The following is a 26,555-nucleotide window of genomic DNA, read 5'->3' as shown; positions in this document are numbered from 1 at the left end:
ATGCAATTTAGATTGCCACGGCCCCTTTCGGGGCCTCGCAATGACGTTGACATTGCTTACATCGTCATTGCGAGCGTAGCGAAGCAATCTATTACGATAAATTACTAAACTTCGTACTCGACGGTATTGCCTTCGCTTTCCTGAACCTGCACCTTGTAGCAATGCGGCACCTGTTCGCAAATCCAGCGAGCCATGTTTTCCGCCGTCGGATTAAAATCCACCACATCGTTCAAGAACTGGTGATCGAGCTTGCCCTTCACAATTTCCTTGATGCGCGAGAAATCGACCACCATGCCATTCTCGTCGAGAGTTTCGGACTGGCAGAACACCGTGATAATCCAGTTGTGGCCATGCAGACCGCAGCACTTGCTTTCGTACGGGAGCGAGAGCTTGTGAGCCCCAGAAATTTCAATACGCTTGATAACTCTGTACATATTACGCCTCGTATTCCGTTGTGTCGTTGATGCCTGCTTCGGCGAGAGCCGCCTTGCGTTCCAGGCAGGTTGCGCACTTGTCACAATGGACACGGCCGCCCTTGTAGCAAGACCAAGTTTCGCTGTAGTCCAAACCAAGCGCCTTACCCTTGCGAGCGATATCCGCCTTGGAAATGTTCGTGTACGGAGCGTCAATCGTGATGTTTGCGTATGTACCCGCTGAAATCGCTGCCGACATGTTCTTCACAAATTCTTCGCGGCAGTCCGGATAAATCGCATGGTCGCCAAAGTGGTTTGCCATCATCACGCGCTTGAGGTCACGGCTTTCGGCAAGCCCTGCCGCCACAGAAAGCATAATGCCATTGCGGAACGGCACCACCGTCGATTTCATGTTCTCGTCAGCGTAAGTCCCTTCTGGGATAGCTTCAGCACCCGAAAGGAGCGACGAGGTAAAGTAATCGTGCATAAACTTGAGCGGAATCGTAATGTGCGGGATTCCGAGCTTTTCGCAATGCATGCGAGCAAAAGGAATTTCTTTGTCGTTGTGGTTGCTGCCGTAATCAAACGAAACGGCAAGCGCAATATCCGCGGCGCGGTCGTAAAGCAAGGTCACACTGTCCATTCCACCGGACAAGACCAGCAAAGCGTCTTTCATAAAATCTCCTAGTTTTGTTTAGAGTCAGGATGGGTCTCGAACTGACTAACGTCAAAGATAGAAATTTTGCTAAATTGTTTCAATAAAAAAGTTGGGTATATGGAAGGAAAGGAGTATAGAATGAGAAAATTCGTAAGAGCTATGTGTCATCCTGGAGCGCAAAGCGCGATAGGATCCATTATGGTCCTTTTGCTTACCATTGCTCTTGCCGCTTGTGGCGACGACAGCGGTACTTCCCCTTCTGATGTCATCTCGGATTCCTTTCCGGGATCACCATCTAGTTCCAGCGTTAAGAAGTCGTCATCGTCTAGTGTCATCCGGAGCAGCAGTTCCGTCATCCAGAGCGGCGATAGCCGCGAAGGATCCAGTAACAGTAAGCAATCTAGTAGCAGTTCTTCGAAAGTGTCCTCTTCATCGGCGAAGGCTACTTCTTCCTCTTCTTCCTCTGTCATTCCCGCCTCGAGCGGGAATCCCCCTTCGTCCTCAAGTAAAAAAGTAGAGTCTAGCTCTAGTCAAAAGATAGCTTCATCTTCGAGTCTAAACAATGATGTATCCAGTGGTATTGAGTATAAACCATATGCTCATGATACATGCCTTGCTGGAAACTGGAATATTCATAAGGACGTTTATAAACAGTTTACTGACCCGCGTAATGGTCGTAGCTATTATTACTACACAGCGACTTCGCATAAGACGGGGAAAAAGGTAACCGTCATGGCCGAAAACCTGAATATCGGTGATATGGTTCTCGGCGAAAATGATCAAAATGACGATACGAAGATTGAACGCTATTGCTACAACAATGATACCACGAATTGCGACAAGTATGGTGGGTTGTACCAGTGGGCTGAAATGATGCAGTTACCGAGCCGTTGCAATACAGAAAGTTGTTCTGATTGGATTGAAAGAGATCATCGAGGAATTTGTCCTGAGGGCTGGCGCTTGTTTACTTGGGATGATTATGAGATAATTCGAGATTATAACGATAAATATGGTGATGGAATAAAAGGCTTGCGTTCGCAATGCTTTCTTGGAAGCAATGCTAGTGGTTTCTCTTTGATTGGTGGCGGAAAAAGAACAAAAAAGGGAAAGTTTGAAAAGTTAGACAATGTCGCATACTGGTATTATCCTGAAGAGGATGATTATGACCTTAAATTGTATGCTCATTTTGCGTATGTAATGAATCTGGTTAATGATTCTCCAACAAAAAATGATGGAGATGAAAAAACATACGGACTTTCTGTTCGTTGTACAAAAATTGAATAAAACTCATTAGTGAGTATAAAAATAAAGAACTCCCATGGGTGGGAGTTCTTTTTCGTTACTCTAAAATACCGCTACGCCTAAATCGGTGTCGCCTCCCTTACTTTAGCTTTACGATATCATCAAGATTTACAAGATGGATATTGTGATTCTTGCGAGCCTCGTCGCTAAGTTTTTCCACAAAGCCTGATTCTGAAAAAAGGTAATAGTAAAATTCTGCTTTTTCCTTTTGCGAAGAAAGCTTTACCATCGCATCGAGAAAATCACCGTAGGTAAACGGCTTGCCCTTGAACTTGCATTCACCTACAAGATACTTATCCTTATCTGCAGATATCGCAAGCAGGTCAATTTCCGTTTCTTGAACTTCTGTATCATCGCCACGGCGTACAGTAGTTTTGCCCCACCAGCGTCCCATCCGCTTATAACGGAACGGCAACAGTCCTGATTTCTGCTTTTCTTGGATGAATTCACGACAAACATCTTCAAAAGATAAAGATGCAAACTCGTGCAGAGATGGCTTAACGACATGTTCAAAAACGCCGTCGACATCGCCGCTTTCCAAATCGGAATAGTTGGTAAATACAAATGCGTACCAGAAACGGAAAAAATTGTCCGTCAAGCGGTAAAGTCCGCGATTCCGATTTCCGACTTCCTTTATGCCGTCATCGACAGAAAATTCACGTTTTACGATAGAAAGTTCTATCAAGTTTTTTAGATAAACGCTTGTTTTCGAGGTGTCATCTATAAGCGATTTCTTGCTGATGTCATTCAACTTGGTTGCCCCAAGCGCAATGGATTCAATGATGGAATTGTAGAGAATTGTTTCTCGTAATTCCTGTCGAAGCAAAAATTCTACCTCGCTATAAAGTGCGCATCCCTTAGTAAGAATATTTCGCTTGATGTTTTCTTCAAGAGGCAAGTCCGAATCGAATTGTCGCAAATAATGCGGAATTCCGCCAAGAATAGAGTAGGCGATAATCTTGTCACGGGCGGAATATTTTGGGAAAAACTGCGTTGCATCGTAAAATCCCATAGGTTCCATCTTGAATATTCCCGTAGCCCTTCCATAAAGCGGATTTTTCTCGGCTAGCAATTCCTTTTCGATAAAACTCATTGCGCTGCCGCACAGGACTATCATGATGTTCTCGTCTTTCAGGCGTTCATCCCAAAGGTTTTGTAAAACAGATGGAACACTGCTGTTGAACTTGCACATGTAAGGGAATTCATCGATAATCAGCAGTTTTTTACGTTTGCCGTAGGGCAACTCCGAGACCGCGCCAATAGCCGCTTCCCAGTCGTCAAATTCGGAGATATATTTCGCCGCAGGAATTTTTTCTTGCAACATCTTCGAAGAAAAGCTGCGTAACTGCAATTTGTCGGACACTTCTCGGCATGAGTAGAACACGTGCGGCTTATCTTTGCAAAATTCATGAAGTGTTTCCGTTTTACCTACGCGCCTGCGGCCGTAAAGCACGACCAATTGTCCGCCTTTGCTTGCGTATCGGTCTTCAAGAAATTGCAATTCCTGTTTTCTGCCAATGAACATATTGTACCCTTCGTTTTGTAATTTACCAAATCACGATTTAGTAAATCACGATTTGGTAGTTATTATACATTATTTTTAGCAAAAAAGCAAGGGAAGATTCCTATTTTACGCATGACAGGTGATAAAGCATCTGTATTTATCTATATTGCAGCGCAATTGGGTATATGGACGAGGTTTAGAATGAAAAATTTCAAGAACAGCATTATTGCGTCCATAATCCTTTCCGTAGCCCTTGCCGCCTGTGGCGGCGACAGCGGTACTTCCCCTTCTGATGTCATCCCGGACTCCGTTCCGGGATCGCCATCTAGTTCCAGCGTTAAGAAGTCGTCATCGTCTAGTGTCACCCGGAGCAGCAGTTCCGTCATCCAGAGCGGCGATAGCCGCGAAGGATCCAGTAACAGTAAGCAATCTAGTAGCAGTTCTTCGAAAGTGTCCTCTTCGTCATCTGCAAAGATTGCCTCGTCGTCTTCTGTCGCTCCTGCTTCGAGTTCAAGTAAAAAAGAGTCTAGCAGTAGTGAGTATGTACCATTTGACCATTCAAAAACGCATGCTGCAGATTGGGAAATAGGAGAAAATCGATACAAGACATTTGTGGATCCTCGTAATGGACGTAGCTATTATTATATCACAATTCCAGGGCGTGTCTTTAAAGAAATGGGTGCTAATGGTAAAGCCATTTGGACTGAGGATACTGTTACCGTCATGGCTGAAAATTTAAATATTGGTAAGATGGTTCTTGGTGAAAACGAGCAGAATGACGATTCTGAAATAGAACGCTACTGCTATAATAACGATACTACAAAATGTGATGAATTTGGCGGACTTTACCAGTGGGCGGAAATGATGCAACTGCCGAGCCGTTGTAATACTGAAAGTTGCGCTGAATTAATACAAGAGAATCATCGAGGAATTTGCCCGGAAGGTTGGCGTTTGTTTACATATAATGATTATAGAATTGTAAGGTTCTCTGAAGGCAATGAAGAACATGGTGTAGATGGATTACGTTCAGGATACCGCTTTAGTGGTTACAATACGACAGGTTTTTCCCTTGTTGGTGCTGGAAAAAGAGAAAAAAATGGCAAGTTTAGTAGACTGGAAGAAGTTGCTTATTGGTTTTATCCGTTAGAAGATGACTATGATCGTTCGATATATGCTCATTTTGCATATATTGCTATGTCGGGTGCTTACGGAGTAGGCGCTGATAATGGCGATGAAAAAACATACGGCCTGTCCGTTCGTTGTGTAAAACTCGAATAATTTCCCTTATAAAATATTAAGGCGGATTATGCATCCGCCTTCCTTGCGTTTTCTCGGCTTTATTTGCCGGAATTCCTAACATTAAAACGTATCAACGCCTAAATCGGTGTCACCTTCCTTGACTTTTGCAAGAATTTCAAGCCCCGTCAAGTCCTGCATCATGCGGATATTGTCATCTTCCATTTCAAAATTGCCACTACAGCCGTAACGGTTTACGATAATTCCACGGATATCTAGGCCGCGACTACGAGCGTATTCTACAGTGAGCACGCAAGCGTTGATGGAACCGAGCGCAGCCGTCGTTACAATAAGCAGCGGAAGCTTAAGCGTCTTGATGATATCTTCGAGGAAAATTTTCTGGTCATCATAGCGGATGGGGCAAATGATTCCCCCGCTACCTTCGGCAAAGATGAATTCGTGGCGGGAGCAGGCTGCGTTAAAGTCCGCCTGAACTTTAGAAAGCTCAACGGGATTGCCTTCTTTTTGCGCTGCAAGATGTGGCGAGACTGCCTCTTTGTAAACGTAACTGACAAGCTGTTCTTGCGTGTCTGGGAGATTTGCAATGCGCTTGACGTAATCAGCATCGCCTGCAATCCACTTGCCATCACGGAGTTCTGCACCGCTGAGCGCCGCCTTGTAATAGCCCGCGTCAACGCCGGAATCGCGCCATTTTTTCACCAAAAGACCCGTGATAAAAGTTTTACCGACATCCGTACCCGTCGCCGTAACGAAATAACCTTTGCTCATATCGCCTCCGCAATTTTAGTTGCAGCAAATTCAAGTTCTTCTTTTGTATGCGTAGCCATGAGGCTCGCGCGTAAGCGGGCCTGCCCTTTTGCAACCGTCGGATAACGGATTGCAGGAATCAAGACTCCCTCATTCTGGAGTGTTTCCGAAATCCGCAAAGCCTTCGCCTCATCCCCAATGATAATCGGGATAATTGCCGATTCCGTCTGCGGAACTTGCAACCCATGCAAGCGCAAAGCATCGCAAAAGAATTTCACGTTGTCACGCAATTGCTGAACACGCTCCGGGTGCGCATCGATGAACTGCAAATTGCGGAGTGCAGCCGCCGCTACTGCAGGAGCCATCGCTGTCGTGAAAATGAAACTGCGAGACTTGTTTTTCAAGAATTCAATCAACTGCTTGGAACCGGCGACAAAGCCGCCTTCGGCGGCCACGGCCTTGCTCAAAGTCCCGATGGTCACATCGGCATGTTCACAATTGTAATGTTCCGCAAGTCCGCGCCCCGTGCGCCCAAGGACGCCCGTGGCATGCGCCTCGTCAATCATCAAAAGGCAATCGCGAGCGCGAGCAATGCGCAAGAGTTCCGGCAAGTTCGCCAAATCGCCATCCATACTGAAAACAGCATCCGTCACGATGAGACCACGGAAATTCGAGACTGCATTTTCCGCAAGCTTTTCACGTACGCAAAAATCAGCTTTGGCCGCTTCAATCGCGCGTTCCAAATCCGCCATGTCATTGTGCTTGTACACAAAGCATTTTGCACGCGAAAGACGAATACCATCAATGATGCTTGCGTGATTCAGTTCATCGCTGAAAATAAAATCATTCTTGCCGCACAACGCAGAAATCGTTCCCACGTTCGCCATGTAGCCCGTGTTGAACGCGATAGCCGCTTCTTCGCCTTTGAACTTTGCAATAAACTCTTCGAGTTCATCGTGCGGAGTCTTGTTGCCGGTCGTGAGGCGAGCGCCACCGCTCCCCGTTCCCCATTCAAGGACCGCATCCGCCATCGCCTGCTTGAGTTCAGGAACGTTCGCCAAATCCAAGTAAGAATTCGAAGCGAGCAAAACCGTATCCTTGCCCGCAATCGTCACATGCGATGCTTCTGGTGACGAGATGTGACGCAACGTGCGGTACGTATTGTTTGCACGCGCCGCTTCAAGCGCATCTTTTGTGAAAAAGTCTAAAATTCGTTCGTTCATACAAAAAGCCTTGGATCCTTCGACTTCGGGCTACGCCCTTCGCTCAGGATGACACGCGGCGACATCCACTAGCACTTTCTTTTTCTGCAAGTACTCGATGCATTCTTCGGCGGAGGCTTTTCGAGAATCAAACAAGAAAATGCGGCCTCCGTTTTCGTCGCCCATTTCCTTCATCTTCATAATGCGAACGTAACCGAGTTCCTTGCTTGCGACATAGCCCGTCACGTAATTCGGGTCATCGCTTACGCAGAATTCCGCCACCATTCCCGGAGCATTCGCCACCTTGGTCGCAAGGACAATCGCTTCGTTAAAATGGTTCTTGCATCCATCGACTTCGCTCGAATGGAGCGCATCCATGTAAGTCGCACGTACACCGCGTTCGTGGTCTGGTTCCAGGCGGTTTCCCGTCGCAATGTCGTAAAGCATCGCCCCGCGCATCGGGAAAGTCGCACGCAAAAGTTCCTGCAATTTTTCGCGCAGTCCACAACCGGAGCCCATCAGCGGCGTAATCAACTCAAACGCCTTTTCCAACCCTTCTTGCCACGTTTCCACATCCACGCGCGTTACAGGGAGCGATTTCAAGACCTGAATATCGCTTTCGTGAACCTTTTCAATTTTCACATTGATAAAATCCGGGTCGCCCTTGGAATGATTCATCGCACGGCGCACCATTGCCGTACACACAGCTTCCACGGAATCGCGCCCAACAATGCGTTCAGCACCGGAAATATGCTGTTCATGGGAGTTTTCGCCTTCGCCAACATGCTGCGAAGCACGCATTTTTAAACTGTAGTAATCCATAAGAGCCTTCTTTTACGCGCCACAATTTAGAAAAAAGGTCTTATCGTTTTCATTGAAAAGAATATATTTTTACAAGTATTGGGAGCAATGATTTTTATGGACAATAGCAAAAATTTTATAGCGGACTTTCCTGTGGACTCTGCGGAGTTTTTTAAAGCTATAACTTACGCCACAACTGAACTGTATATTTCGATGCATGTTCTTGATCTTGAGGACAACACCGCGTTCCCCATCAAGACCAACGAATTCATCGATAAGTTCATGAAATGCGGCAGCACCCTACAAGAAAGTATTACCAATATCATGGTGAACCTTGCATGTCCAGAAAGCGTTGAAACCATCAAAAATTTTACGATTCTTTCAACATTGTCGGAACGCATGAAGAATGCAAATGTTATTTCAGAAATTTTTCACGGAAAAATTCACGGTTGGAGTAAGGCTATGTTTGTACGTGTTGGCGATGAAAAGCCACTACGTCGAGTCCTGTACGTTGTCGAAAACGTGAATGCGCAAATGACAAAGCTGGAACAAGAGAAAGAGCTCTTGGAGCAGAACCGCAAGCAGCAAAATATGATCAATGCGCTTATGGACGGATACGCCTCCGTTGTTTGTGTCGATTTTGCAACTGAAAAAGTGGAATTTTTCCGCACAAGCGATCGAATCAAAAGTGCAATTGGTTTTATGAAAGAACCGCCTCCGTTCAAGATTCTTGTTGAAAAACTTATCAATACGGCTGTTCTCGAAGAAGATCGGGATAATCTCTGGAAAGTGGCTGAAGAGTCCTATATTAAAGAACACATGCAAGTTGGTAATAGTTTGTCACAAATATTTCACAACGAACTCGGTCAGTATGTTGAAATGAAGGTTGTGCGAACAGGTGAAGAAACAACTGTATTCGGTTTTACCGATAAACATAACGAAATCACGGAAATAAACGATAAAATCTACAAGGATTCGTTGACGCAAGTGATGAACCGTAAGTATTTTGATGATAAACTAGCACCATGTAATTTTCAAGCCGTTGTTATGGCTGATATCGATTTTTTCAAAGAAGTCAATGACAATTACGGCCACCAGTGTGGTGATGCCGCCCTTGCCGCTGTTGCGTCGATATTGAGTTCATCTGTTCGTAGTTCGGATTGCGTAGTACGTTATGGTGGCGACGAATTTTTAATCTCGTTCAAGGGTATCGCCCCTGAAGTGTTGAAAAATAGGCTTGAGCAGATGCGTGCTAAGGCCGAAAAAATTAAACTGCAAGATTACCCGAATGTACAGCTAACGATGAGCTTTGGTGGAACATACGGAGACGGAACTGTTTCAGACATGCTCTCTTTTGCAGACGAGGCGCTTTACGTGTCAAAGAAAAAACGGAACTGCGTTACCTTAGTTCCGTTTGAAGAAAAAAATTAAGTTGTATTTATTCGTGAAATTCGTCTTCGCCATCCACAATTGGCGCAGGTTCGCATTCGCCAATCATCTTAATCGCTTCGCAAATGCGGTCTACTTCTGCATCGCTCGTGATAAACGGTGGCATCGTATAGACGTAATTGCAGAATGGACGTAACCACACGCCAGTTTCGCGAATTACGCGCAAAATATCGTCTGATGACGGCTTTGCTTTGAGTTCCAAAACGCCAATTGCACCAAGCACACGTACATCCGCTGCATTTTCGAGCGAACGGAGCGGTTCCAAATTCGCTTTCAAGCGCTTTTCAATACGCGCCACGCTTGATGCATAATCGCGACTTTCAAACAGCGAAAGCGAAGCAATCCCAGCCGCACACGCAAGCGGGTTTGCCATGTATGTCGGGCCATGCATAAATGCAGGGATTTTGCTATTTGTAATTGTATCGGCGACCTTCTCCGAAGCAACGCAGGCCGCCATCGTAATGCTACCGCCCGTAAGCGCCTTGCCGATGCACATAATGTCCGGCTTTATACCAGCATGAATCATCGCAAATCGCGGGCCCGTGCGGTAAAATCCCGAAGCGATTTCATCCAAGATAAGCAAGATGCCATAGCGGTCGCAAAGTTCACGGAGGCGCTTGAGGTAACCCGCATTGTAAAGCCACATGCCATTTCCGCCCTGGAAAACTGGCTCGCAAATGACCGCCGCAATTTCATCTTTATGTTCTTCGACAACGCGTTCCATCGATGCAAAATCGCTATCGTCCCAAGCGCTATCAAAACGGCAATTCGGGCGTTCTGCAAAGTAATGGTGCGGCATGATTCCGCGGAAAAGCACATGCATGCCGTCTGGATCGCTCAAAGCCATTGCGCCTGCCGTATCGCCGTGGTAGCCGCCCTTCAAGGCGACCAACTTACAGCGCTCCGGGCGGGAGAGCGAATGCTGGTACTGCACCGCCATCTTGGCGGCGCATTCCACGGCGATGCTTCCTGAATCAGCAAAGAAAATCTTGTTCAAGCCTTCGGGCAAGAAGTTCACCAACTTTTCGCCCAGTTCAATTGCAGGCTCGTGCGTAAAACCGCCGAACATCACGTGGCACATCTTTTCGCTTTGCTTGCGAATCGCTTCAACAATTTCAGGAGCGTTATGCCCGTGAGCCATGCACCACCAGCTCGATACGGCATCAATCAGTTTCAATCCGTCGGCTGTTTCAATCGTCGTTCCATGAGCCGACTTTGCAAGGAATCTTGCGGGAGTGTTTTTCAGCGCAGCATACGGGTGCCACAAATGCTCGCTGTCGAAATTCAATAGCGTATTCATTTGAAGCGCAATATAGAAAATTGTGCCGTGTCACGCGCATTTACCAATGGCACTCCCACGCGACTTCTCGAAACTGCGTGGTATCTTGAAACTGCGGGGCGTCTCGTAATTAAACGTGCCGCGCGGCATTCACCAGCGGCATCTCGAATCAGCGCGACATCTCGGAAAAGAACTGTAAATCTCGGCTGCATCTCGAAAAAATCAATCCGATAAAATTATCGAATGAAATTGGTGTAGACTTTCTGCTTGGCGCTTGGCTGTGTCACGCCAGCCTGCTTGCCTGCATCGATGCTCTTGAGGAGCCACGCCATATTGCGGCCAAGTTCCTTCATGATTTGCACGCCTTCTTCATCTTTCAGCACATCTTCTGGCTTTGAACCGTGAACCATGTTCCAGTAGCGCGAAGTTACCAAAGGCTGCTGAGCGTAAGTCGGATACTTGTTGAGCACATCAAGAGAAGCCGTTGTGCCTGCGCGGCGAGCCGAAACCACATTTGCAGCCGGCTTGAACAAAAGATTTGCCTCGGCAACACCGTAAAGGCGGTCGAGGAACATCAACATTTCGCCACTCGGAGAAGCATAATAAACCGGAGAGCCGTAAACGACGCCGTCCGCCGATTCCAAAAGTTCCTTGGCTTCATGAACAACTTCATTGACTTCGCCATTGAGCACTCGCCCACCGACAAAAACGATTTTCGTTTCAATCCCTGCGGTCTTCAGTTCATTGGCGACAATGTTGAGTGCGGTATAAGTGCAGCCATTTTCGCGACGGCTGCCGTTAAACAAGATAACTTTCATTTGCACCTCCGTTTATGACACTAAAAAATATAATCATTGCTGTATGTTCAATACAATATAACGTATTATCTAAAAAAGTATTTACATAAAAACTGATACGGTTGATACGAATTTCTTTATTAAATCATTTAGAAACGTTGGTTGAACATCTAAACTAACTTATTTTTTGACCAGTGAGATAGGATGATTTGGTCAGTGCATGGGATGTTTTTACTGAATTCTCTTTGGAGGAATAATGAATATTAAGAAAACTGCAGTCAAGAGCGCTCTCGCCGTAGCAGCAGCCGCGGCTGCTCTTACGACCCATGTTAGCGCAAAGGATTTTAGCGGAGCCGAACTCTACACGTTAGAGGAAGTTCAATACGGTAAGTTTGAAGCCCGTATGAAAATGGCCGCTGCTTCTGGAACCGTGAGCTCTATGTTCCTTTACCAGAACGGTTCCGAAATCGCTGATGGAAGGCCGTGGGTTGAAGTCGATATTGAAGTTCTTGGCAAGAATCCGGGCAGTTTCCAATCCAATATCATTACCGGTAAGGCTGGCTCTCAGATAACAAGCGAAAAGCACCATGCTGTTAGCCCCGCCGCCGATCAGGCATTCCACACCTACGCTCTCGAATGGACTCCGAATTACGTCCGTTGGACTGTCGACGGCAAGGAAGTCCGCAAGACGGAAGGCGGCCAGGTTTCCAACCTCACGGGAACACAGGGACTCCGTTTTAACCTTTGGTCGTCTGAAAGTGCGGCTTGGGTAGGCCAATTCGACGAATCCAAGCTTCCGCTTTTCCAGTTCATCAACTGGGTGAAGGTTTACAAGTACACTCCGGGCCAGGGCGAAGGCGGCAGCGACTTTACGCTCGACTGGACCGACAATTTCGACACGTTCGATGGCTCCCGCTGGGGCAAGGGTGACTGGACTTTCGATGGCAACCGTGTGGACCTCACCGACAAGAATATTTATTCCAGAGACGGCATGTTGATTCTCGCCCTCACCCGCAAAGGTCAGGAAAGCTTCAACGGTCAAGTTCCGAAAGACGATGAACCCGCTCCGAAATCTTCCAGCAGCACTCCGGCAAGTTCCTCTAGCGCACCGGTTTCTTCGAGCAGCGTTGCTTCCTCTAGCAGCCAAGTTGTTCCGCCGAGTTCTTCTAGCGCAACGAACGCCATTCACGGAATCCGCACCACTCCTACGGTCTCCAAGGATCGTCGCAGCCTCGTGAACGCTAAGGGTGCTAAGGTATCCCCGAACGGACACAAGCGTTATCGCGTGAACTTTGAATACTAATTGTGGCTGTTTCTCTTTATAATTCTCTTTATCGCAAAGGCCATGTGGTTTATACCACATGGTTTTTTGTTAAATCCACAAAAATGAATGGAATTTCGCCATTTTTTTTGTTTTTTGACATAAAACTGTCAAGATTCTTTTTGTATTTTTGATTGCGAAAATTCAAAAAATTAAAATAGGATAATAATATGGCTTATTTGAATAAGGTTATGCTCATCGGTAATATTGGCAAGGATCCGGAAGTTCGTGTCAATCCTAATGGTGGTCGTAAGCGTGTTTCTTTTTCTCTTGCAACTTCTCGCCGCTATCGCGATAACAATGGCGAACAGAAAGAACAGACTGATTGGCACAACATTATTGGCTGGGGCAAAATAGCAGATATCGTTGAACAGCTTGGCATTCGCAAGGGCATGAGCCTTTATGTGGAAGGTTCCCTCACCAACCGTAGCTGGACCGACCAGACTAGTGGCCAGAAGCGTTATGTAACTGAAATCAATATGGACACTTTCCAGCTCCTCACACCGCGTGGCCAGGGTGGCGCACCCGGTGCAGGTGGTTTTAGCCAGGCTAACAGCTTCCAGCAGAACAGCTTTAACGGAATGCAGCAGAATAGCGCTCCTGCTTATGATGCTGGCATGGCCGAAGAAGACGTCGATCTTCCGTTCTAAATCAAGACTTCTGAATGAATCAGGGAATTGCAGAATTAACGCTTATCTATGTGTTGCCGCTAGGAATATCGTTTGTAACGCTATTCGCAACGACAACGACTTTTGGGCGTAATACGAAAGTCGTCGGAGCTATTCTTTCGACTCTGACGATTGTAATAGACTGCTTGTTCTATTTCGTGAAAAATACCATCATCGTCCAAAATGTCGAAGGTGGTATTTTGCTGTCGTTCTTTTTGCTTTTTCTGTTCAGTATTCTTTGCATGGTGCAAACCGAAGAATGGTCTACCCGTGCTCAGTTCTTGTTCTTCTCGATGTGCATGCTGACAGGCTGTATCGGAACGGCGTGCTTTGAACGTCCGACCTTGGTTCTCACATCATCTTATTCTCCGACTGAACTTGTTACGCATAACAAAAAGTACGAGGATTACATTTCGTCTTTTGATAATGCGTACAACGAACACAAGAATCAAAGGAATGATACTGCTGTCACACAAAAGGTCAACAGGCATTCGGATGCCGACGATGATGATATTGAAATCAATCCTGAAGTGATGGATCGTCTTGATACTTATGCAGACAAGGCGGAATCCATTATCGACAAGATGTTCGATATCATTCATTCTGTGAATTCGTTCGAACCGATGGAACCTAATGCATCCGAAATGGAACGCGAAAAGCGTAGCCAGCAAGCGCTTGCAATCAATAATAAGGCTACATCATTGAACCGCAAGGCTATTGGAATTTTCCATCCGCTTGAAGCTCGTGAAGCTCATACTGAACTGGTTCAGGCTGCAGAAACAATTCGTAGTGCCGCACATGCTATGTATTCCTATTGCCTCCTCGAAGATCCGGAGGAAGCTTCGAAAAAATACACGCAGGCCCGCGACTTGACGGTGATAGCGAAAAGACATATCGACAAGTTTAACAAGACCATTCAAATTTTAAAAACGAACAATCAACCTCAACAATAAGAAAAACAAAGGTTAAATCTATGATTCGTAACGTAGCGATCATGGGCGCCACTGGCGCAGTAGGTCAGGAACTCCTCAAGATTCTTGAACAACGTAACTTTCCGCTTCAGAACTTGAAGCTTCTCGCCTCCGAACGCAGCGTCGGCCGTGAATATGAATTCAAGGGCGAAAAGCTCAAAGTCGAATTGACTTGCAAGGACGCATTCAAGAACGTTGACCTCGTGCTCTCTTCTGCAGGCGCAAGCGTTTCCAAGGAATTCGCTCCGATTGCTGTTGACGCAGGCGCTGTCGTCGTCGACAACACAAGCTTCTTCCGCATGGACCCGAACGTCCCGCTCGTTGTCCCGGAAGTGAACCCGGAAGACATCAAGCTCCACAAGGGCATCATCGCTAACCCGAACTGCACGACCATCATGATGGTTGTCGCTTTGAAGCCAATCAATGACTTGAGCAAGATTACCCGCATCCACGTCGCTACCTACCAGAGCGCAAGCGGTGCCGGTGCAACGGGTATGGCCGAACTCAAGCAGCAGTACCAGGAAATCGTCGAAGGCAAGCCGGTCACCGTGAAGAAGTTCGCCCACCAGCTCGCATACAACCTCATTCCGCACATCGACGTGTTCACCGACAACGGCTACACGAAGGAAGAAATGAAGATGTTCAACGAAACGCGCAAGATCATGCACAGCGACGTCCGCTGCGCTGCAACCTGCGTCCGCGTTTCCGCACTCCGCTGCCATTCCGAAGCCATCAGCTTCGAAACGGAACGCGCACTCTCTGTCGAAGAAGTCCGCAACGCCATCAAGAACGGCGAAGGCCTCCAGCTCTGCGATGACGTTGCAAACAATGTCTACCCGATGCCGCTCAACCTCATGGGCACGGACGACGTTTACGTTGGCCGTATCCGCAAGGACCTCGCTTGCGATAATGGCATGAACATCTGGATTGTTGGCGACCAGATCCGCAAGGGTGCTGCTCTCAACGCTGTCCAGATTGCAGAACGCCTCTAATTGCGATTGCACACCAGCCAAAGGCTGGGGCTCGCTTTAAAAAAGAGTCTAGCTTCCGCTAGACTCTTTTTTTGCATTATCATCAAAAGCAATGTGAAGACAACCTCAGAAGGCGAGAGTTGCAGCCATGCTTGCATGGATATAACCGAGCCAAAGAGGTTGGGGCTTGCCCCATCCAGTTATTTCTAAACAAAAAAAATAACGCCACCCATTCGGGAGGCGTCTTTGTTTTAATTATGTGGAGATTCCCGCTCAAGGCGGGAATGACAATCCTAGCAATTAGAAGCGGACCATTGCGCTGAAGTCGATGAACGTGCCATCGGCCTGGAAGAAGTTGCCAATGCCCGTGAAGAGCTTTTGACCAAGGCCCATTTCAACAGCAAGGAAATCCTTGTACTGATAACGGAAACCGATAGAAGCGTTAACTGCATCCATCACGTCCATCATGCGGTTCGTGTCCGTATCGGTGTTCTTCATGTACTGGAATGCAACCCAGTCATAACCGACTTCACCGTAGAACATTAAGTTCTTTTCTTCGCCTACGAACACTTCACCAAGCATGCTCGGCTGGAGAACAGCGGTAAGGGTGTAGAGTTCCAGCGGATCATCGTAGTTTCTGTAAGAAACGATTGCAGCTGCGCCAATGAGGACGCGGGCATTTTCGTTTTCAAGAACAGAAAGACCACCGCGGATGTACGGAGCGATGTCCCAGTAAGATGCCGGATCACCCGGTTTCTGGACTTCGCCATCAACTTCTGTTTCGTTGTTGAAGCTGACAAATCTTGCACCAAGTGTCCAGGTGAAGTTCTTTGCTGTCGGAGCGTTTGTCAAACTCAAGTTAATCGTGAGACTGTCAAAACGGTCTTCTGTTTCTGCACCGAGATCCGGGTCAGCATGGGTCTGAGTCTTTGTTGTGAGCCAGTCGACATCAGCGGCAACGTTCATGCCCAAGAAGCTCTTGGCAATTGCTGCAGCCCAGTCATCACCACCATAGGTCTTGCTGACAACACCGGCATCATTGCTGACTCTTTCACGGCCAAGGCCGGCTCTGATATAGAAACCAAAGCCCGGAACGGCATAACCGAGTGTGAGGCGGCCCAACTGGGTGTCATCATACGGAGCTTTAGAAATATCGAAAGCTGTGAAGAAAGAACCGAGAGAAACAATGCCGAGCTTGTTGGTCGGTTCAATGTAGAAGAACTTGCGGTTGGCAAACAAGTTCGGGTACTTGAGCAACAAGTCCGTGTTGTTTGCGGCAGCCATGTTGCTGTTTCTGTTGTAGGACTTGCCGTGCAGAATAGCGTTAAAAGAAGAACGCTTGGATTCCTTCGGAATTTCCGGAGCGACAAACGGTACTGGAGCTGTCAGGCTTTCAGAAGCGGCTGCCTGTTCTTCCTGTTGCTGGAGCTGCTGTTCGCTCATGGACTGAGCTGCAGGTGTAGAATCGAAAGATCCGTCTTGAGCAAAGGCGAGACCGAAGCCGACTAGACCAATGCCAAACATCGTTTTAAAATTCATAGTCTTTCCTTGTAATAAGATTTTTTGAATTGTGTGACAAAAATATAATTAATCTTTTTAATCACACATATACGACTTAACCTAAATTCTCCGGATTCAAGCACTTAAGTTCATCGACCACAAAAAGTCCGTCCTTGCGGATGAGCTTGTCGTCGAACCAAATTTCGCCACCGCCGTATTCCGGACGCATGATAAGTACCAAATCCCAATGGATGGCAGACTTGTTTCCGTTCGGGGCATCTTCGTAGCTCATTCCCGGAGTAAAGTGGATGGAGCCTGCAATCTTTTCGTCGAACAAAATGTCGCACATCGGAGCGCGCACAAACGGATTAAAACCAATAGCAAACTCGCCCACGTAACGAGCTCCCTCGTCTGTATCGAAGATGGCGTTCAGGCTCTTGTTGTCGCCCGTTTCGCAGGTGGCTTCGACAATCTTGCCTTGCTTGAAGACGAGGCGGATGTTGCTGAAGTGCTTGCCTTCGTAAAGTGTCGGCGTGTTGTAGTGGATAACGCCTTCGATACTCCCCTGCACCGGTGCCGTGTAGACTTCGCCATCCGGGATATTCATGTTGCCGCAGCATGGTACTGCCGGGATATCCTTGATGCTGAATGTGATGTCGGTATCTTGAGCCACAAGACGTACCTTGTCCGTTTTGTTCATGAGGTCTACTAAAGCTTGTGCGGCGCGCTGCATCTTCGGATAATCCGCAAGGCAAGCTTTGAAGTAAAAGTCTTCGAAAGCTTCCGTGCTCATCTTTGCGCCCTGCGCCATTGATGGGTTCGGCCAGCGGAGTACGCACCAACGCGTATTGTTCACGCGGTAGTTCAAAACATCTTGCGTGATGGTTCTGTAAGCGAACATTTTCTTGTCATCGATATCGCAATTTTCCATTGCGTTGTTCATTGCGCGGATAGAAAGATAAGCCTGCATCTGCTTCATTTCGTTCATTGCAAGCTCGGCAGAAAGTTTCATCTGTTCTTCGGAAGCCGAGCGGATGACTTCACGACGTACGCGGCTGTTATAGTTGTGGACAAAAGCATTGCCGCCAACCTTAGCGACAGCCTTGATAAGTTCGGTCGAAAGTTCGTCCGGTGTGTCGGTCGTTTCGATTAGAATGTTTTCGCCAGCCTTAAGTGCAATGGCGTTGTTGATTAAGTTTTCTGCAAGTTGCGTAATGCGAGGATCTTTCATAATTTTTTCCCATAAATTAAAATCACCGAAAGTCGGTGACAGGAATCACCGACTTAAATTTAAAAATCTATTCGTCTTTATTCTACTCCAATAACCATTTCATTACTCCGTAAAGGTAAATGGAATCGTCACTGTTGTATTTCCCGATTTAACCTTGCCGAACGTCCAACCACTCACGGCTTTTTTGACTTCATTATCGAATTCAGGATATCCCGTCGTTGACCCCACCACAGCCATGCTGATGATTTCGCCACCCGGTGCAATCGTGAACTTCAATGTGACCTTGCCTTGGAATCCTGGTTTCTTCTTCAAGTGCTTATTGTAAATATGGCGAAGTCCAGGAGTACGCTGACGCACGACTTTCATGATATCGGATGCCGAGCGAGATCCGCCACCAGCACCCATGTCGATTTGGTTTGGTTTAGGCGTAGTAATATTGCCTTTTAAACCGGATGGTGCAAAACGGGTTCCAGATCCGCTGAAAAGACCTCCGAGACCATCTTTGATTCCACCAGATCCACCTGCGGCAATGCCGGGGTTAAATTCGGTGTTCACTGTGCCACGTCGATTGCCTATCCTTGTTGTTCCAGATTTCATCAAGACGTTTACATGAGTAAGTACCTTGTTGACATCGCTAGCGAACTTTTGATTCATCAAATCATAGGCCTGGAGGCCTGCTTTATTCGTTCGTATAGCAAGTTCCTTAAGGACTCCTCGATTCAATGCGGCCTTGGGATCTCCCGGACCTTTGGGCTTCCCGCCTCCAGCATCTTCTTTCTTTCCCATTTTTTTATTGGAATCATCTTTAGATCTGCGATTTGTTTGTGTCTTTGGTTTTGGTTCCTGCTTTTTTTCCTCCTTAATTGGATTGAGTTTCACGGATACGTCCATATCTACTCTCGGTGTCGTATCAAAGATAACGTCATCGATTATACGTTCATACGTAGTTGCCCAAAAGCCAAGAGCTAACGCGACAATCAGCGATGCACTTGCAATGCGCACCATCTTCTTGTCGGAATCTGGCATCAAGGATGCGATGAACGCGTCTTGTTTTTTATTTGTCGTTTTCATGATTTTATCCTCCCTTTCTCAAGGAAATTGGATGTTTATGTTTTTTTGGTATCAGCAAAGCAACTACCCCGTGAGCGGAGCATTTAATTTGCCGAATGGCAACATTTCGTAACAGGACTTTTAAGGCAAGCCCTTTAATCGAACTGTTACGCGAAACGCTTACGTGTTTTCAATACGCAACTTTATTGCGCATTTATCACGTTGTTGTACATCAATGTCAGAATAGTCGGTGTCACAAAATAAGGGAAATTACTTTGTATAAAACCACTTACTTTATTTTAATTGATTAAAAGTAAGAAACAACCCAAACCCTTATCACACCCATAAAGTACCAATAAAAAATTCAAGAAAACAGCGTAAAATAGTAAAGAAAATTTCATACGATGAATTGTAAACTCAGATAAAATAAGGCTTTGCGCGTGGTTATTGGGCTTGCACGCGATTTTGATTTTTTTCACACGCTTTGTTTTTTACAAAACTTAGCCCAGTATAATTTATTCCAATTTGGATTGAGTATGGCCTTTTTTAAGGGGTGCTTCAGCCATTTTCTTAAAACTTGACTATATTATTGTTACCATGAAACTTTTATCTAATCCTCCTGACTTAAATAAAATCGCGCGCCCGAACTGGATTGAGATCAATTTAGACGCCCTTTGTGAAAATATCAAGTTTATCAGAAGCCAAATTCCGGCTTCGACTAAGATTTTACTACCTGTCAAGGCCGACTCTTATGGCCACGGAAGCCTCGCCTGCTCTTTTGCCGCTAAATTCGGCGGTGCCGACTACCTTGGTGTAGCCCACATCAGCGAAGGCATGCTACTCCGCCAGTACGGCATGGACTTGCCGATTCTCGTACTTGGCCCATGCACTCCTGCAGACTTTGCTTACTTTGTCGAATTCCAGCTCACGGCTGCTATTACCGACATCCGCACTGCAATGGCTTTCGACCAGTTCCTTGGCGAAACGGGAACGACCTGCAAGGCTCATCTCGCCATTGACACGGGCATGAACCGTTACGGTTTTGATGCCGAAGACTTTAATAACATCCGCGCGGCGCTTTCTCTCAAGCACCTCAAGTTCGAGGGAATGTTCACGCATCTTGCTACGGCTGACATGCCGGGGAATCCCAAGACCGAAGTGCAAATCCAGCGATTCTCTCGCCTTGTTGACGTTCTTGAAGCAGAAGGACTTCGCCCGGAAATTTGCCATTGCTCCAGTTCTGCAGGCACGCTCACGCACCCCGAAAGCCACTTCGACATGGTTCGTCCGGGCCTAGCGCTTTATGGCTACAACTGCATGGGTGCAGCTCCTTCCCCATGGCCCATCAAGCCTGTCATGAAGATTAAATCTACCATCCGCCACGTGCACGACGTGAAGCCTGGCGAAACGGTGAGCTACGGTGGTTACTGGGCTGCCCAACAGCTTACACGCATTGCGACCATCGCAATCGGTTACGGCGACGGTTACCTCCGTGGCGAATACAACAAGGGATTCGTCTTTATCCGCGGACAGCTCTGCCCGATTCTCGGACGCGTTTGCATGGATGCGACGATGGTCGACGTAAGCCACATTCCTGATGTGCAAGTTGGTGAAACTGTTGATGTTGTCAATGGTGAACTTGACTTCCGCATCTCGATGGAATGCGTTGCCGATGAGCATCACACGATTCCGTACGAACTAACAAGCCGTGTGGCTCGTCGCTTGTACCGCAAGTACTACTGGAAGAACCGCCTTGTACGTTGGGATTACCTCAAGGAAGAATTCGGTGTACAAGAATACAAGGAATACCCCTTGCGCTAGGAGAAATACCGCATGGTATGAAGTTTGATGACCCGAAATTCACAAAGATAAGCCACCGGAACGTCTGGGGCGAATGGACCTTTGTCTTTGAAGGATCAAATCTTTGTGGCCTAAAATTTCGGGAAAATTCAGACGAAGTAAAAGCAACTCCGAGCAACGTGCAGGCATGTGCGTATGCAGGCCCTGATTCGGAGTTGCAAATAAGCAACCGCGTTCGTAGCGCCTACCGCAAAGCCGTGAACGAACTTAATTTGTACCTCGCAGGCAAGATCTGCGAGTTTTCTATACCCATAAAAATCTACGGCACCGACTTCCAGAAAAAAGTTCTTGAGGTCACACGACAAATTCCTTACGGCAAAACTTGGACTTACAAACAAGTTGCACAAGCCGTAAATCATCCACGAGCAGTTCGCGCTGTCGGAAATGTTCTGCACAATAATCTGATTCAAGTCGTCATCCCCTGCCACCGCGTGATTGATAGTCGCGGTCGTCTGAGCGGTTATGCGCTTGGCGTCGGCCTAAAAAGAAGGCTCCTCTGCATGGAGGGTGCCTTACCAAATGAGCTAATGCTGGAATAACAAAATAGGCGGCTCAAAGGCCGCCATCTTTATAAATTCTTTCGTCTAATTTATGCGCATTGCAGTGCGCCGAGCATGTCATAGACCTGAGCTTCGATACTCAAAAGTTCCATGTCGTAATTCGGTGCCCACTCAAGAATAGGTACGTTGTTGTTTTGCGCGTATTCGCGGAAAAGACTTTTGTCTCCTACGGAATGGCTCAAGAGCACCGGGCAAGTATTGTTATGAACGTTCAAACCTTCAATGAGCTTGTCAGATTTAAATCCATAGGATAAATTGAATACGAAGTCCGCGTTGGCGCAAGCCTCGTCGATGACTTCCTTGTCAGATTCGGCGTCGCATGCAAAAATTTCCCCAATTTCGATATTTCCGATGGCGTTGAAAACTCCATCTTTGATATCCTTTAGCGTGGACAACAGCCCATGACCCAAAATGGTATCTGATCCCCAAATTAAAACATTCATACACTCACCTTCTTATTTTATTTATTTTGTAACAAGAATAGTAATTGGTTATTACTTTTTTGTTACGCGACGCATATATAGTAAAATTTACTCTAATTTGGAATAAAGAGTTAAAAAAAATATACAGAAATTTGACTTTTATCACATTTTGTAAAGGAATTTCTTTGGATTCTTCGACTCCGCCCATGTGGGCTCCGCTCAGAATGACGTGTTTTCTTTAGTTTTTTGCCACAAGCCTCTCGTCTAATTTTCTATATTTACGCCGGATTTTAACCAAAAACCCGCTTTTTTGCGGGATTAACAAAAGGAATAAACAATGTCCGAAAATCTCTCTGTACTGACCAAGGCCCGTCAGGCCTATCAGCCGAAGCTCCCGGTCTCCCTCAAGAATGGTGCCCTGAGCGTGAAGATTAACAAGGGTGCAGCTACCGAATCCGTTAGCGACCAGGCCAAGATCAAGGAACTCTTCCCGAACACCTACGGTCTTCCGGTTGTTCAGTTCGAAGCAGCCGAAGCCAAGGCTGGCAAGGCTCTCCGTATGGGCGTGGTTCTCTCTGGTGGCCAGGCTCCGGGTGGACATAACGTTATCGCTGGTATCTACGACGGCATCAAGTCCGTTTCCAAGGATTCCGTCCTTTTCGGTTTCCTCGGCGGTCCGAGCGGTCTCGAAAACGGCAAGTACATTGAAATTGACGACGCCAAGATGGACGCCTACCGCAACGCCGGTGGCTTCGACATGATCCAGTCTGGCCGTACTAAGCTCGAAACTGAAGAACAGTTCAACAAGTGCATCGCTGTTGCTAACAAGCTCGACCTCGACGCTATCGTTATCATCGGTGGTGACGACTCCAACACGAACGCTGCTGTTCTCGGTGAATACTTCCAGTCCAAAGGCGTCAAGACTTGCGTTTGCGGTTGCCCGAAGACCATCGACGGTGACTTGAAGAACGAATTCATCGAAACCTCCTTCGGTTTCGACACCGCTGTGAAGACCTACTCTGAACTCATCGGCAACATCATGCGCGATGCTAACTCCGCTCAGAAGTACTGGCACTTCATCAAGCTCATGGGCCGCTCTGCTTCCCATATCGCTCTCGAAGCCGCTCTCCAGACCCACCCGAACATCTGCCTTATCTCTGAAGAAGTCAAGGCAAAGCAGATGAAGCTCAAGGACGTGATCAACCAGGTTGCTGACGTTGTTTACGCTCGTGCAGCTCAGGGCAAGAACTTCGGTGTCGCCCTCATTCCGGAAGGCCTCCTCGAATTCATCCCGGACGTTGGCGTCCTTATCTCTGAACTTTCTGAAGCCCTCGCCCACCACGAAGCTGAAGTCGAAGGTCTCGACACGGCTGCTAAGGTCGAAAAGCTCTGCGCATGGGTCAGCGCTGAATCCGCTGAAGTCCTCAAGAGCCTCCCGGCTGGCATCCAGGCCCAGCTCATGCTCGAACGCGACAGCCATGGCAACGTTCAGGTTTCCCTCATCGAAACTGAAAAGCTCATCATCGAAATGGTCAAGAAGGAACTCAAGAACCGTGGTGACTTCAAGGGCAAGTTCTCTGCTCTCAACCACTTCTTCGGTTACGAAGGCCGTTGCGCAGCTCCGTCCAACTTCGACGCTGACTACTGCTACAGCCTCGGCTTTGCAGCCTCTGTTCTCGCCCTCAATGGCATGAACGGCTACATGAGCTCTGTCCGCAACGTCACTAAGGGTATCGAAAACTGGGTCGCTGGCGGCCTTCCGATCACCATGATGATGAACATCGAACGCCGTCACGGTGCCGACAAGCCGGTTATCCGTAAGGCTCTCGTTGAACTCGAAGGCCCGATGAGCGCTCCGTTCAAGTACTTCGCCGCTCGCCGCGACGAATGGGCTAAGACTGAATCCTACACCTACCCGGGTCCGATCCAGTACTGGGGTCCGAGCGAAGTTTGCGACATCACGAACTTCACGATCAAGCTCGAACGCGGTGCAATGTAATTTAGGCTGTCATCCCGGACTAAGGTTGGTGAGCCAGCCGAACCACCGGGAGCGCCAATTTGCATAACGCAAAAAAAGAGAAGCTCTACAGAGCTTCTCTTTTTTATTTCAAGGATGATGACCGCGCTCAGTGGCGGGCATGACAATCTTGCAAAAATGGCGGGCAAAGCCCGCCACTTTAATCAATTTAACTGGATATTTCCCCTTATAGGGTCAGGATGACGAATGCGAGGAGTTACCCCTTATTCGCCTCGCTTGTGCTTAGCAGATAAGCGTCGATGAACGGTTTGATTTTTCCATCGAGCACGCCTGCGGTATCCGATGTTTCTACGCCAGTGCGCAAGTCCTTTACCATCTGGTACGGCTGCAACACGTAGCTACGGATCTGGCTACCCCATTCAACCTTCTTCTTCTCGGCCATGCGTGCATCGCGCTTTGCTTCTTCTTCCAAGCGATAGTGTTCAGCGACCATGGTCTTGAGCATTTTATAGCAGGTTTCACGGTTCTGAATCTGGCTACGTTCCGTCTGGCAGCTCGCCATGATGCCTGTCGGCAAGTGGGTCATACGCACTGCGGAATCCGTCTTGTTGATGTACTGACCACCGGCACCACTACTGCGGTACGTGTCCACGCGCACTTCGGACATGTCGAGGTCGAATTCCACGTCTTCGTGTTCGGGGTACAGATAAACGGCCGTAAAGCTTGTATGGCGGCGAGCATTGGCATCGAACGGGCTGATGCGCACCAAGCGATGGACACCAATTTCAGAACGAAGTAATCCGTATGCGTTTTCGCAAGTGACTTCAATCGTTGCACTCTTGAGGCCTGCATCTTCTGCTTCCTGGAAATCCACCACCTTGAAGTCCATGTTTTCGCGTTCAAAGAAATGCGTGTACATGCGGAAAAGCATCAAGGCCCAGTCCTGGGATTCCGTGCCGCCAGCACCCGGATGGATAGACATGAGGCATGCGCAGGCATCGTCCGGACCATTCAACATCTTCTTGAATTCCATCGCTTCGACTCTAGACTTGAGGTCTGCAATGTCGGATTCAAGTGTCGCGGTGAGGTCGGCTGATTCCTCGTCCTTGCTCATTTCGTAAAGTTCAGCGAGGTCGTCGCATGTCTGGGAAACTTCTTTCCAGGAGTCAATAAGCCCCTTGAGGTTCCCAATCTTTTTCATCATTGCTTGCGCCTTATCCTGGTCGTTCCACAGGTTCGGGTCGCTGGAATCCTTTTCAAGGACGTAGAGTTCTTCGGTCTTTGCTTCTAAGTCAAAGATACCCCCAGAGTTTATCAATGCGTGCACGCAATTCGATAAGCCCGGTGTGAGTTGTATTGAATGCCATATAAACCTCTAATATCAGCTAATTAAAAAAGAAATGTCATCCTGAGTGCTGAACCGTAGGTTCGAAATCGAAGGATCCAAAAAGCCTCTGGATTCTTCGACTTCGCTACGCTTCGCTCAGAATGACACGTACAAACAATTCGTGCTATTACTTAGCAGCGCCGATTGCCTGAGGCGGTTCGTACTTCTTGTCGAGGTACTGCACCTTGTAGGTCTTGCCAAGTTCGTCGAGGTAAGCCTTGAGCTTAGCCTGGCGTTCCTGTTCAGCCTGCACGCGGAGGATGTAGTCAATCTGGTGTCTGTAGCTTTCGAACTTACCGTCGTTCTTTTCGGTAAGCATGAAGATAGAAACGCCGTCATTGTCGGTGATGACTTCAGAAATTTCACCAACCTTGATCTTGCCGACTGCCTTGGCGAAGTTTGCGCCCTTGGACTTGGCGATAAACTTGTTCATGATACCACCGGTCTTCTTGGCTTCCTTGTCATCGCTATAGATAGCAGCGAGCTGAGCAAATGTTGCCTTCTTGGAGCGAACCTGTGCTGCAAGACCCTTCAACATGTCCTTAGCGTCGTTGATTTCCTGAGCGCTCTTACCCTTGGTAGAGATAAAGATGCGAGCTCCGCTAATCGTATCGTTGATAGCAACCTTGGACTTGTTGAGTTGCCAGAATGCTTCGAGATCCTTTTCGGTCGGATCCTTCGGGTACGGAACCTTCTTAACGAGGATTTCTTCGCTCTTGAGCTGGTCTTCAATCTTTTCCTTGAACTGCTTCATCGTCGTGTTAGACTTCTTGAGTTCTTTCTGGAAAGCGTCTTCGCTCGGGAACTGCTTCTTGAAGAGGTTGGTCAAGCTGTCGACTCTAGCCGGAGCGACCTTAATACCCATCTTCTTGGCTTCGAGCTTGATGAGTTCCTGACCCACGAGATTGTCGACAACTGCATAGCGAAGTTGAGTCATCATTTCGTCGGTCAACTTCTGACCCGGAGCCTGCTGCTGACCGAGCATGGTTGCAAGGCTATCGATCTTACCACCAGAAATACCAGTCTTTTCGACGCGAATAACGTCGAGACTCTTAGAATTCACCAACTGAGCAGAGGCAATGCCGGCAGTAAGGAGCACGGCTGCAGCACCACGAGAAATAAGTTTAAGAGACATTATTTATCCTTTTATAAAAAATTCAAGGGTTTTAAAATTCAAGGGTTAATATAGAAAACTTACAACGCGCGAGCGTATCATCAATGTGATTT

General features: G+C 47.4%; 24 protein-coding genes. 10 read left to right on the top strand and 14 right to left on the bottom strand.

What is annotated here, in order from left to right; all coding sequences use genetic code 11:
* Window positions 1-104: 104 nt before the first annotated feature.
* Window positions 105-434: a 6-pyruvoyl trahydropterin synthase family protein gene (locus BUQ91_RS05430; protein WP_074208434.1), complete on the bottom strand. Its 330-nt coding sequence runs from the start codon at window positions 432-434 to the stop codon at window positions 105-107.
* A gap of 1 nt (window position 435) precedes the next feature.
* A complete protein-coding gene (gene queC / locus BUQ91_RS05425) occupies window positions 436-1,089 on the bottom strand; it encodes a 7-cyano-7-deazaguanine synthase QueC (RefSeq protein WP_074208433.1) in 654 nt (217 codons plus the stop codon).
* A 120-nt stretch (window positions 1,090-1,209) separates the two neighbouring features.
* Between queC and BUQ91_RS05420 the strand changes: the two genes are divergently transcribed.
* On the top strand, window positions 1,210-2,355 hold the full coding sequence (locus BUQ91_RS05420; protein ID WP_175566599.1) for an FISUMP domain-containing protein: 1,146 nt from the start codon (window positions 1,210-1,212) through the stop codon (window positions 2,353-2,355).
* Window positions 2,356-2,452: 97 nt separating this feature from the next.
* Here the strand turns inward: BUQ91_RS05420 and BUQ91_RS05415 are convergent, their stop codons facing one another.
* Window positions 2,453-3,898 (bottom strand): ATP-binding protein, encoded by a 1,446-nt coding sequence (locus BUQ91_RS05415; protein WP_074208431.1) that lies wholly within the window; start codon window positions 3,896-3,898, stop codon window positions 2,453-2,455.
* Between the two features lie 180 nt (window positions 3,899-4,078).
* Here BUQ91_RS05415 and BUQ91_RS05410 point away from each other — a divergent pair, with 180 nt between their 5' ends.
* Window positions 4,079-5,155 (top strand): FISUMP domain-containing protein, encoded by a 1,077-nt coding sequence (locus tag BUQ91_RS05410; RefSeq protein ID WP_074208430.1) that lies wholly within the window; start codon window positions 4,079-4,081, stop codon window positions 5,153-5,155.
* Window positions 5,156-5,236: 81 nt separating this feature from the next.
* Here BUQ91_RS05410 and bioD read toward each other — a convergent pair whose 3' ends face one another.
* From bioD to BUQ91_RS05395, 3 genes are read right to left on the bottom strand one after another with little or no spacing between them, the layout of a single operon-like run.
* The gene (gene bioD, locus BUQ91_RS05405) at window positions 5,237-5,902 is read right to left on the bottom strand and encodes a dethiobiotin synthase (RefSeq protein ID WP_074208429.1); all 666 of its coding nucleotides are present in this window, start codon (window positions 5,900-5,902) and stop codon (window positions 5,237-5,239) included.
* Window positions 5,899-7,104: an 8-amino-7-oxononanoate synthase gene (gene bioF, locus BUQ91_RS05400; protein WP_074208428.1), complete on the bottom strand. Its 1,206-nt coding sequence runs from the start codon at window positions 7,102-7,104 to the stop codon at window positions 5,899-5,901. Before bioF ends, bioD begins: the two co-directional genes overlap by 4 nt.
* A gap of 30 nt (window positions 7,105-7,134) precedes the next feature.
* A complete protein-coding gene (locus BUQ91_RS05395; RefSeq protein WP_074208427.1) occupies window positions 7,135-7,905 on the bottom strand; it encodes a 6-carboxyhexanoate--CoA ligase in 771 nt (256 codons plus the stop codon).
* Between the two features lie 96 nt (window positions 7,906-8,001).
* Between BUQ91_RS05395 and BUQ91_RS05390 the strand changes: the two genes are divergently transcribed.
* The gene (locus tag BUQ91_RS05390; RefSeq protein WP_074208933.1) at window positions 8,002-9,315 is read left to right on the top strand and encodes a GGDEF domain-containing protein; all 1,314 of its coding nucleotides are present in this window, start codon (window positions 8,002-8,004) and stop codon (window positions 9,313-9,315) included.
* 7 nt (window positions 9,316-9,322) lie between these two features.
* Here BUQ91_RS05390 and bioA read toward each other — a convergent pair whose 3' ends face one another.
* A complete protein-coding gene (bioA, locus tag BUQ91_RS05385; RefSeq protein ID WP_074208426.1) occupies window positions 9,323-10,633 on the bottom strand; it encodes an adenosylmethionine--8-amino-7-oxononanoate transaminase in 1,311 nt (436 codons plus the stop codon).
* Between the two features lie 215 nt (window positions 10,634-10,848).
* On the bottom strand, window positions 10,849-11,430 hold the full coding sequence (locus BUQ91_RS05380; RefSeq protein WP_072828640.1) for a flavodoxin family protein: 582 nt from the start codon (window positions 11,428-11,430) through the stop codon (window positions 10,849-10,851).
* A 235-nt stretch (window positions 11,431-11,665) separates the two neighbouring features.
* On the opposite strand from BUQ91_RS05380, the gene BUQ91_RS05375 reads away from it, so the two are divergent.
* The 4 genes from BUQ91_RS05375 (at window position 11,666) to BUQ91_RS05360 (ending at window position 15,361) form a co-directional block, all read left to right on the top strand.
* Window positions 11,666-12,712: a glycoside hydrolase family 16 protein gene (locus tag BUQ91_RS05375; protein ID WP_074208425.1), complete on the top strand. Its 1,047-nt coding sequence runs from the start codon at window positions 11,666-11,668 to the stop codon at window positions 12,710-12,712.
* 188 nt (window positions 12,713-12,900) lie between these two features.
* Window positions 12,901-13,380, top strand: a complete 480-nt coding sequence (locus tag BUQ91_RS05370; protein ID WP_074208424.1) for a single-stranded DNA-binding protein — start codon at window positions 12,901-12,903, stop codon at window positions 13,378-13,380.
* Between the two features lie 14 nt (window positions 13,381-13,394).
* Window positions 13,395-14,351 carry a hypothetical protein gene (locus tag BUQ91_RS05365; protein WP_072828644.1) on the top strand — a complete coding sequence of 319 codons (957 nt, stop codon included), beginning with the start codon at window positions 13,395-13,397 and terminating at the stop codon, window positions 14,349-14,351.
* 20 nt (window positions 14,352-14,371) lie between these two features.
* The gene (locus BUQ91_RS05360) at window positions 14,372-15,361 is read left to right on the top strand and encodes an aspartate-semialdehyde dehydrogenase (RefSeq protein WP_074208423.1); all 990 of its coding nucleotides are present in this window, start codon (window positions 14,372-14,374) and stop codon (window positions 15,359-15,361) included.
* 279 nt (window positions 15,362-15,640) lie between these two features.
* On the opposite strand, the gene BUQ91_RS05355 is transcribed toward BUQ91_RS05360, so the two are convergent.
* The 3 genes from BUQ91_RS05355 to BUQ91_RS05345 form a co-directional block, all read right to left on the bottom strand.
* Window positions 15,641-16,879: a hypothetical protein gene (locus BUQ91_RS05355; RefSeq protein WP_074208422.1), complete on the bottom strand. Its 1,239-nt coding sequence runs from the start codon at window positions 16,877-16,879 to the stop codon at window positions 15,641-15,643.
* 76 nt (window positions 16,880-16,955) lie between these two features.
* Window positions 16,956-18,071: an aminopeptidase gene (locus BUQ91_RS05350; RefSeq protein WP_074208421.1), complete on the bottom strand. Its 1,116-nt coding sequence runs from the start codon at window positions 18,069-18,071 to the stop codon at window positions 16,956-16,958.
* Window positions 18,072-18,173: 102 nt separating this feature from the next.
* Window positions 18,174-19,142, bottom strand: coding sequence for an AgmX/PglI C-terminal domain-containing protein (locus BUQ91_RS05345; protein ID WP_074208420.1), 969 nt, complete (start codon window positions 19,140-19,142; stop codon window positions 18,174-18,176).
* Window positions 19,143-19,718: 576 nt separating this feature from the next.
* On the opposite strand from BUQ91_RS05345, the gene alr reads away from it, so the two are divergent.
* Together alr and BUQ91_RS05335 are read left to right on the top strand one after the other, a co-directional pair.
* Window positions 19,719-20,942 carry an alanine racemase gene (alr, locus tag BUQ91_RS05340; protein ID WP_074208419.1) on the top strand — a complete coding sequence of 408 codons (1,224 nt, stop codon included), beginning with the start codon at window positions 19,719-19,721 and terminating at the stop codon, window positions 20,940-20,942.
* 17 nt (window positions 20,943-20,959) lie between these two features.
* Window positions 20,960-21,520: a methylated-DNA--[protein]-cysteine S-methyltransferase gene (locus BUQ91_RS05335; RefSeq protein WP_074208418.1), complete on the top strand. Its 561-nt coding sequence runs from the start codon at window positions 20,960-20,962 to the stop codon at window positions 21,518-21,520.
* A gap of 50 nt (window positions 21,521-21,570) precedes the next feature.
* On the opposite strand, the gene BUQ91_RS05330 is transcribed toward BUQ91_RS05335, so the two are convergent.
* A complete protein-coding gene (locus tag BUQ91_RS05330; protein ID WP_072828663.1) occupies window positions 21,571-21,984 on the bottom strand; it encodes a Rossmann-fold NAD(P)-binding domain-containing protein in 414 nt (137 codons plus the stop codon).
* A gap of 316 nt (window positions 21,985-22,300) precedes the next feature.
* On the opposite strand from BUQ91_RS05330, the gene BUQ91_RS05325 reads away from it, so the two are divergent.
* Window positions 22,301-23,962, top strand: a complete 1,662-nt coding sequence (locus BUQ91_RS05325) for a diphosphate--fructose-6-phosphate 1-phosphotransferase (protein WP_072828666.1) — start codon at window positions 22,301-22,303, stop codon at window positions 23,960-23,962.
* 235 nt (window positions 23,963-24,197) lie between these two features.
* Here the strand turns inward: BUQ91_RS05325 and prfB are convergent.
* Together prfB and BUQ91_RS05315 are read right to left on the bottom strand one after the other, a co-directional pair.
* Window positions 24,198-25,308 (bottom strand): peptide chain release factor 2 gene (prfB, locus tag BUQ91_RS05320; protein ID WP_139255919.1). Its coding sequence is split into 2 segments (ribosomal slippage): window positions 24,198-25,235 and window positions 25,237-25,308, totalling 1,110 coding nucleotides; the frame shifts between segments, so codons are not numbered across the junction.
* 147 nt (window positions 25,309-25,455) lie between these two features.
* Window positions 25,456-26,463 carry a peptidylprolyl isomerase gene (locus tag BUQ91_RS05315; RefSeq protein ID WP_072828668.1) on the bottom strand — a complete coding sequence of 336 codons (1,008 nt, stop codon included), beginning with the start codon at window positions 26,461-26,463 and terminating at the stop codon, window positions 25,456-25,458.
* Between the last annotated feature and the right edge of the window lie 92 nt (window positions 26,464-26,555).

This window comes from Fibrobacter sp. UWB11 (genome assembly GCF_900143015.1).
In the GTDB taxonomy this organism is placed as follows: domain Bacteria; phylum Fibrobacterota; class Fibrobacteria; order Fibrobacterales; family Fibrobacteraceae; genus Fibrobacter.
The sequence above is the reverse complement of the archived record's forward strand: the minus strand, read 5'-3'. Positions and strand labels throughout refer to the sequence as shown.

What these genes read in the sequence shown, in the direction of transcription:
- bioD (WP_074208429.1), bottom strand. Translation starts at nt 5,902, where the DNA reads ATGAGCAAAGGTTATTTCGTTACGGCGACGGGTACGGATGTCGGTAAA.
- BUQ91_RS05365 (WP_072828644.1), top strand. Translation starts at nt 13,395, where the DNA reads ATGAATCAGGGAATTGCAGAATTAACGCTTATCTATGTGTTGCCGCTA.
- bioF (WP_074208428.1), bottom strand. Translation starts at nt 7,104, where the DNA reads ATGAACGAACGAATTTTAGACTTTTTCACAAAAGATGCGCTTGAAGCG.
- BUQ91_RS05360 (WP_074208423.1), top strand. Translation starts at nt 14,372, where the DNA reads ATGATTCGTAACGTAGCGATCATGGGCGCCACTGGCGCAGTAGGTCAG.
- BUQ91_RS05390 (WP_074208933.1), top strand. Translation starts at nt 8,002, where the DNA reads ATGGACAATAGCAAAAATTTTATAGCGGACTTTCCTGTGGACTCTGCG.
- BUQ91_RS05335 (WP_074208418.1), top strand. Translation starts at nt 20,960, where the DNA reads ATGAAGTTTGATGACCCGAAATTCACAAAGATAAGCCACCGGAACGTC.
- BUQ91_RS05345 (WP_074208420.1), bottom strand. Translation starts at nt 19,142, where the DNA reads ATGAAAACGACAAATAAAAAACAAGACGCGTTCATCGCATCCTTGATG.
- BUQ91_RS05415 (WP_074208431.1), bottom strand. Translation starts at nt 3,898, where the DNA reads ATGTTCATTGGCAGAAAACAGGAATTGCAATTTCTTGAAGACCGATAC.
- BUQ91_RS05325 (WP_072828666.1), top strand. Translation starts at nt 22,301, where the DNA reads ATGTCCGAAAATCTCTCTGTACTGACCAAGGCCCGTCAGGCCTATCAG.
- alr (WP_074208419.1), top strand. Translation starts at nt 19,719, where the DNA reads ATGAAACTTTTATCTAATCCTCCTGACTTAAATAAAATCGCGCGCCCG.
- BUQ91_RS05430 (WP_074208434.1), bottom strand. Translation starts at nt 434, where the DNA reads ATGTACAGAGTTATCAAGCGTATTGAAATTTCTGGGGCTCACAAGCTC.
- BUQ91_RS05315 (WP_072828668.1), bottom strand. Translation starts at nt 26,463, where the DNA reads ATGTCTCTTAAACTTATTTCTCGTGGTGCTGCAGCCGTGCTCCTTACT.
- BUQ91_RS05355 (WP_074208422.1), bottom strand. Translation starts at nt 16,879, where the DNA reads ATGAATTTTAAAACGATGTTTGGCATTGGTCTAGTCGGCTTCGGTCTC.
- BUQ91_RS05375 (WP_074208425.1), top strand. Translation starts at nt 11,666, where the DNA reads ATGAATATTAAGAAAACTGCAGTCAAGAGCGCTCTCGCCGTAGCAGCA.
- BUQ91_RS05330 (WP_072828663.1), bottom strand. Translation starts at nt 21,984, where the DNA reads ATGAATGTTTTAATTTGGGGATCAGATACCATTTTGGGTCATGGGCTG.
- BUQ91_RS05420 (WP_175566599.1), top strand. Translation starts at nt 1,210, where the DNA reads ATGAGAAAATTCGTAAGAGCTATGTGTCATCCTGGAGCGCAAAGCGCG.
- BUQ91_RS05370 (WP_074208424.1), top strand. Translation starts at nt 12,901, where the DNA reads ATGGCTTATTTGAATAAGGTTATGCTCATCGGTAATATTGGCAAGGAT.
- bioA (WP_074208426.1), bottom strand. Translation starts at nt 10,633, where the DNA reads ATGAATACGCTATTGAATTTCGACAGCGAGCATTTGTGGCACCCGTAT.
- BUQ91_RS05350 (WP_074208421.1), bottom strand. Translation starts at nt 18,071, where the DNA reads ATGAAAGATCCTCGCATTACGCAACTTGCAGAAAACTTAATCAACAAC.
- BUQ91_RS05380 (WP_072828640.1), bottom strand. Translation starts at nt 11,430, where the DNA reads ATGAAAGTTATCTTGTTTAACGGCAGCCGTCGCGAAAATGGCTGCACT.
- queC (WP_074208433.1), bottom strand. Translation starts at nt 1,089, where the DNA reads ATGAAAGACGCTTTGCTGGTCTTGTCCGGTGGAATGGACAGTGTGACC.
- BUQ91_RS05410 (WP_074208430.1), top strand. Translation starts at nt 4,079, where the DNA reads ATGAAAAATTTCAAGAACAGCATTATTGCGTCCATAATCCTTTCCGTA.
- BUQ91_RS05395 (WP_074208427.1), bottom strand. Translation starts at nt 7,905, where the DNA reads ATGGATTACTACAGTTTAAAAATGCGTGCTTCGCAGCATGTTGGCGAA.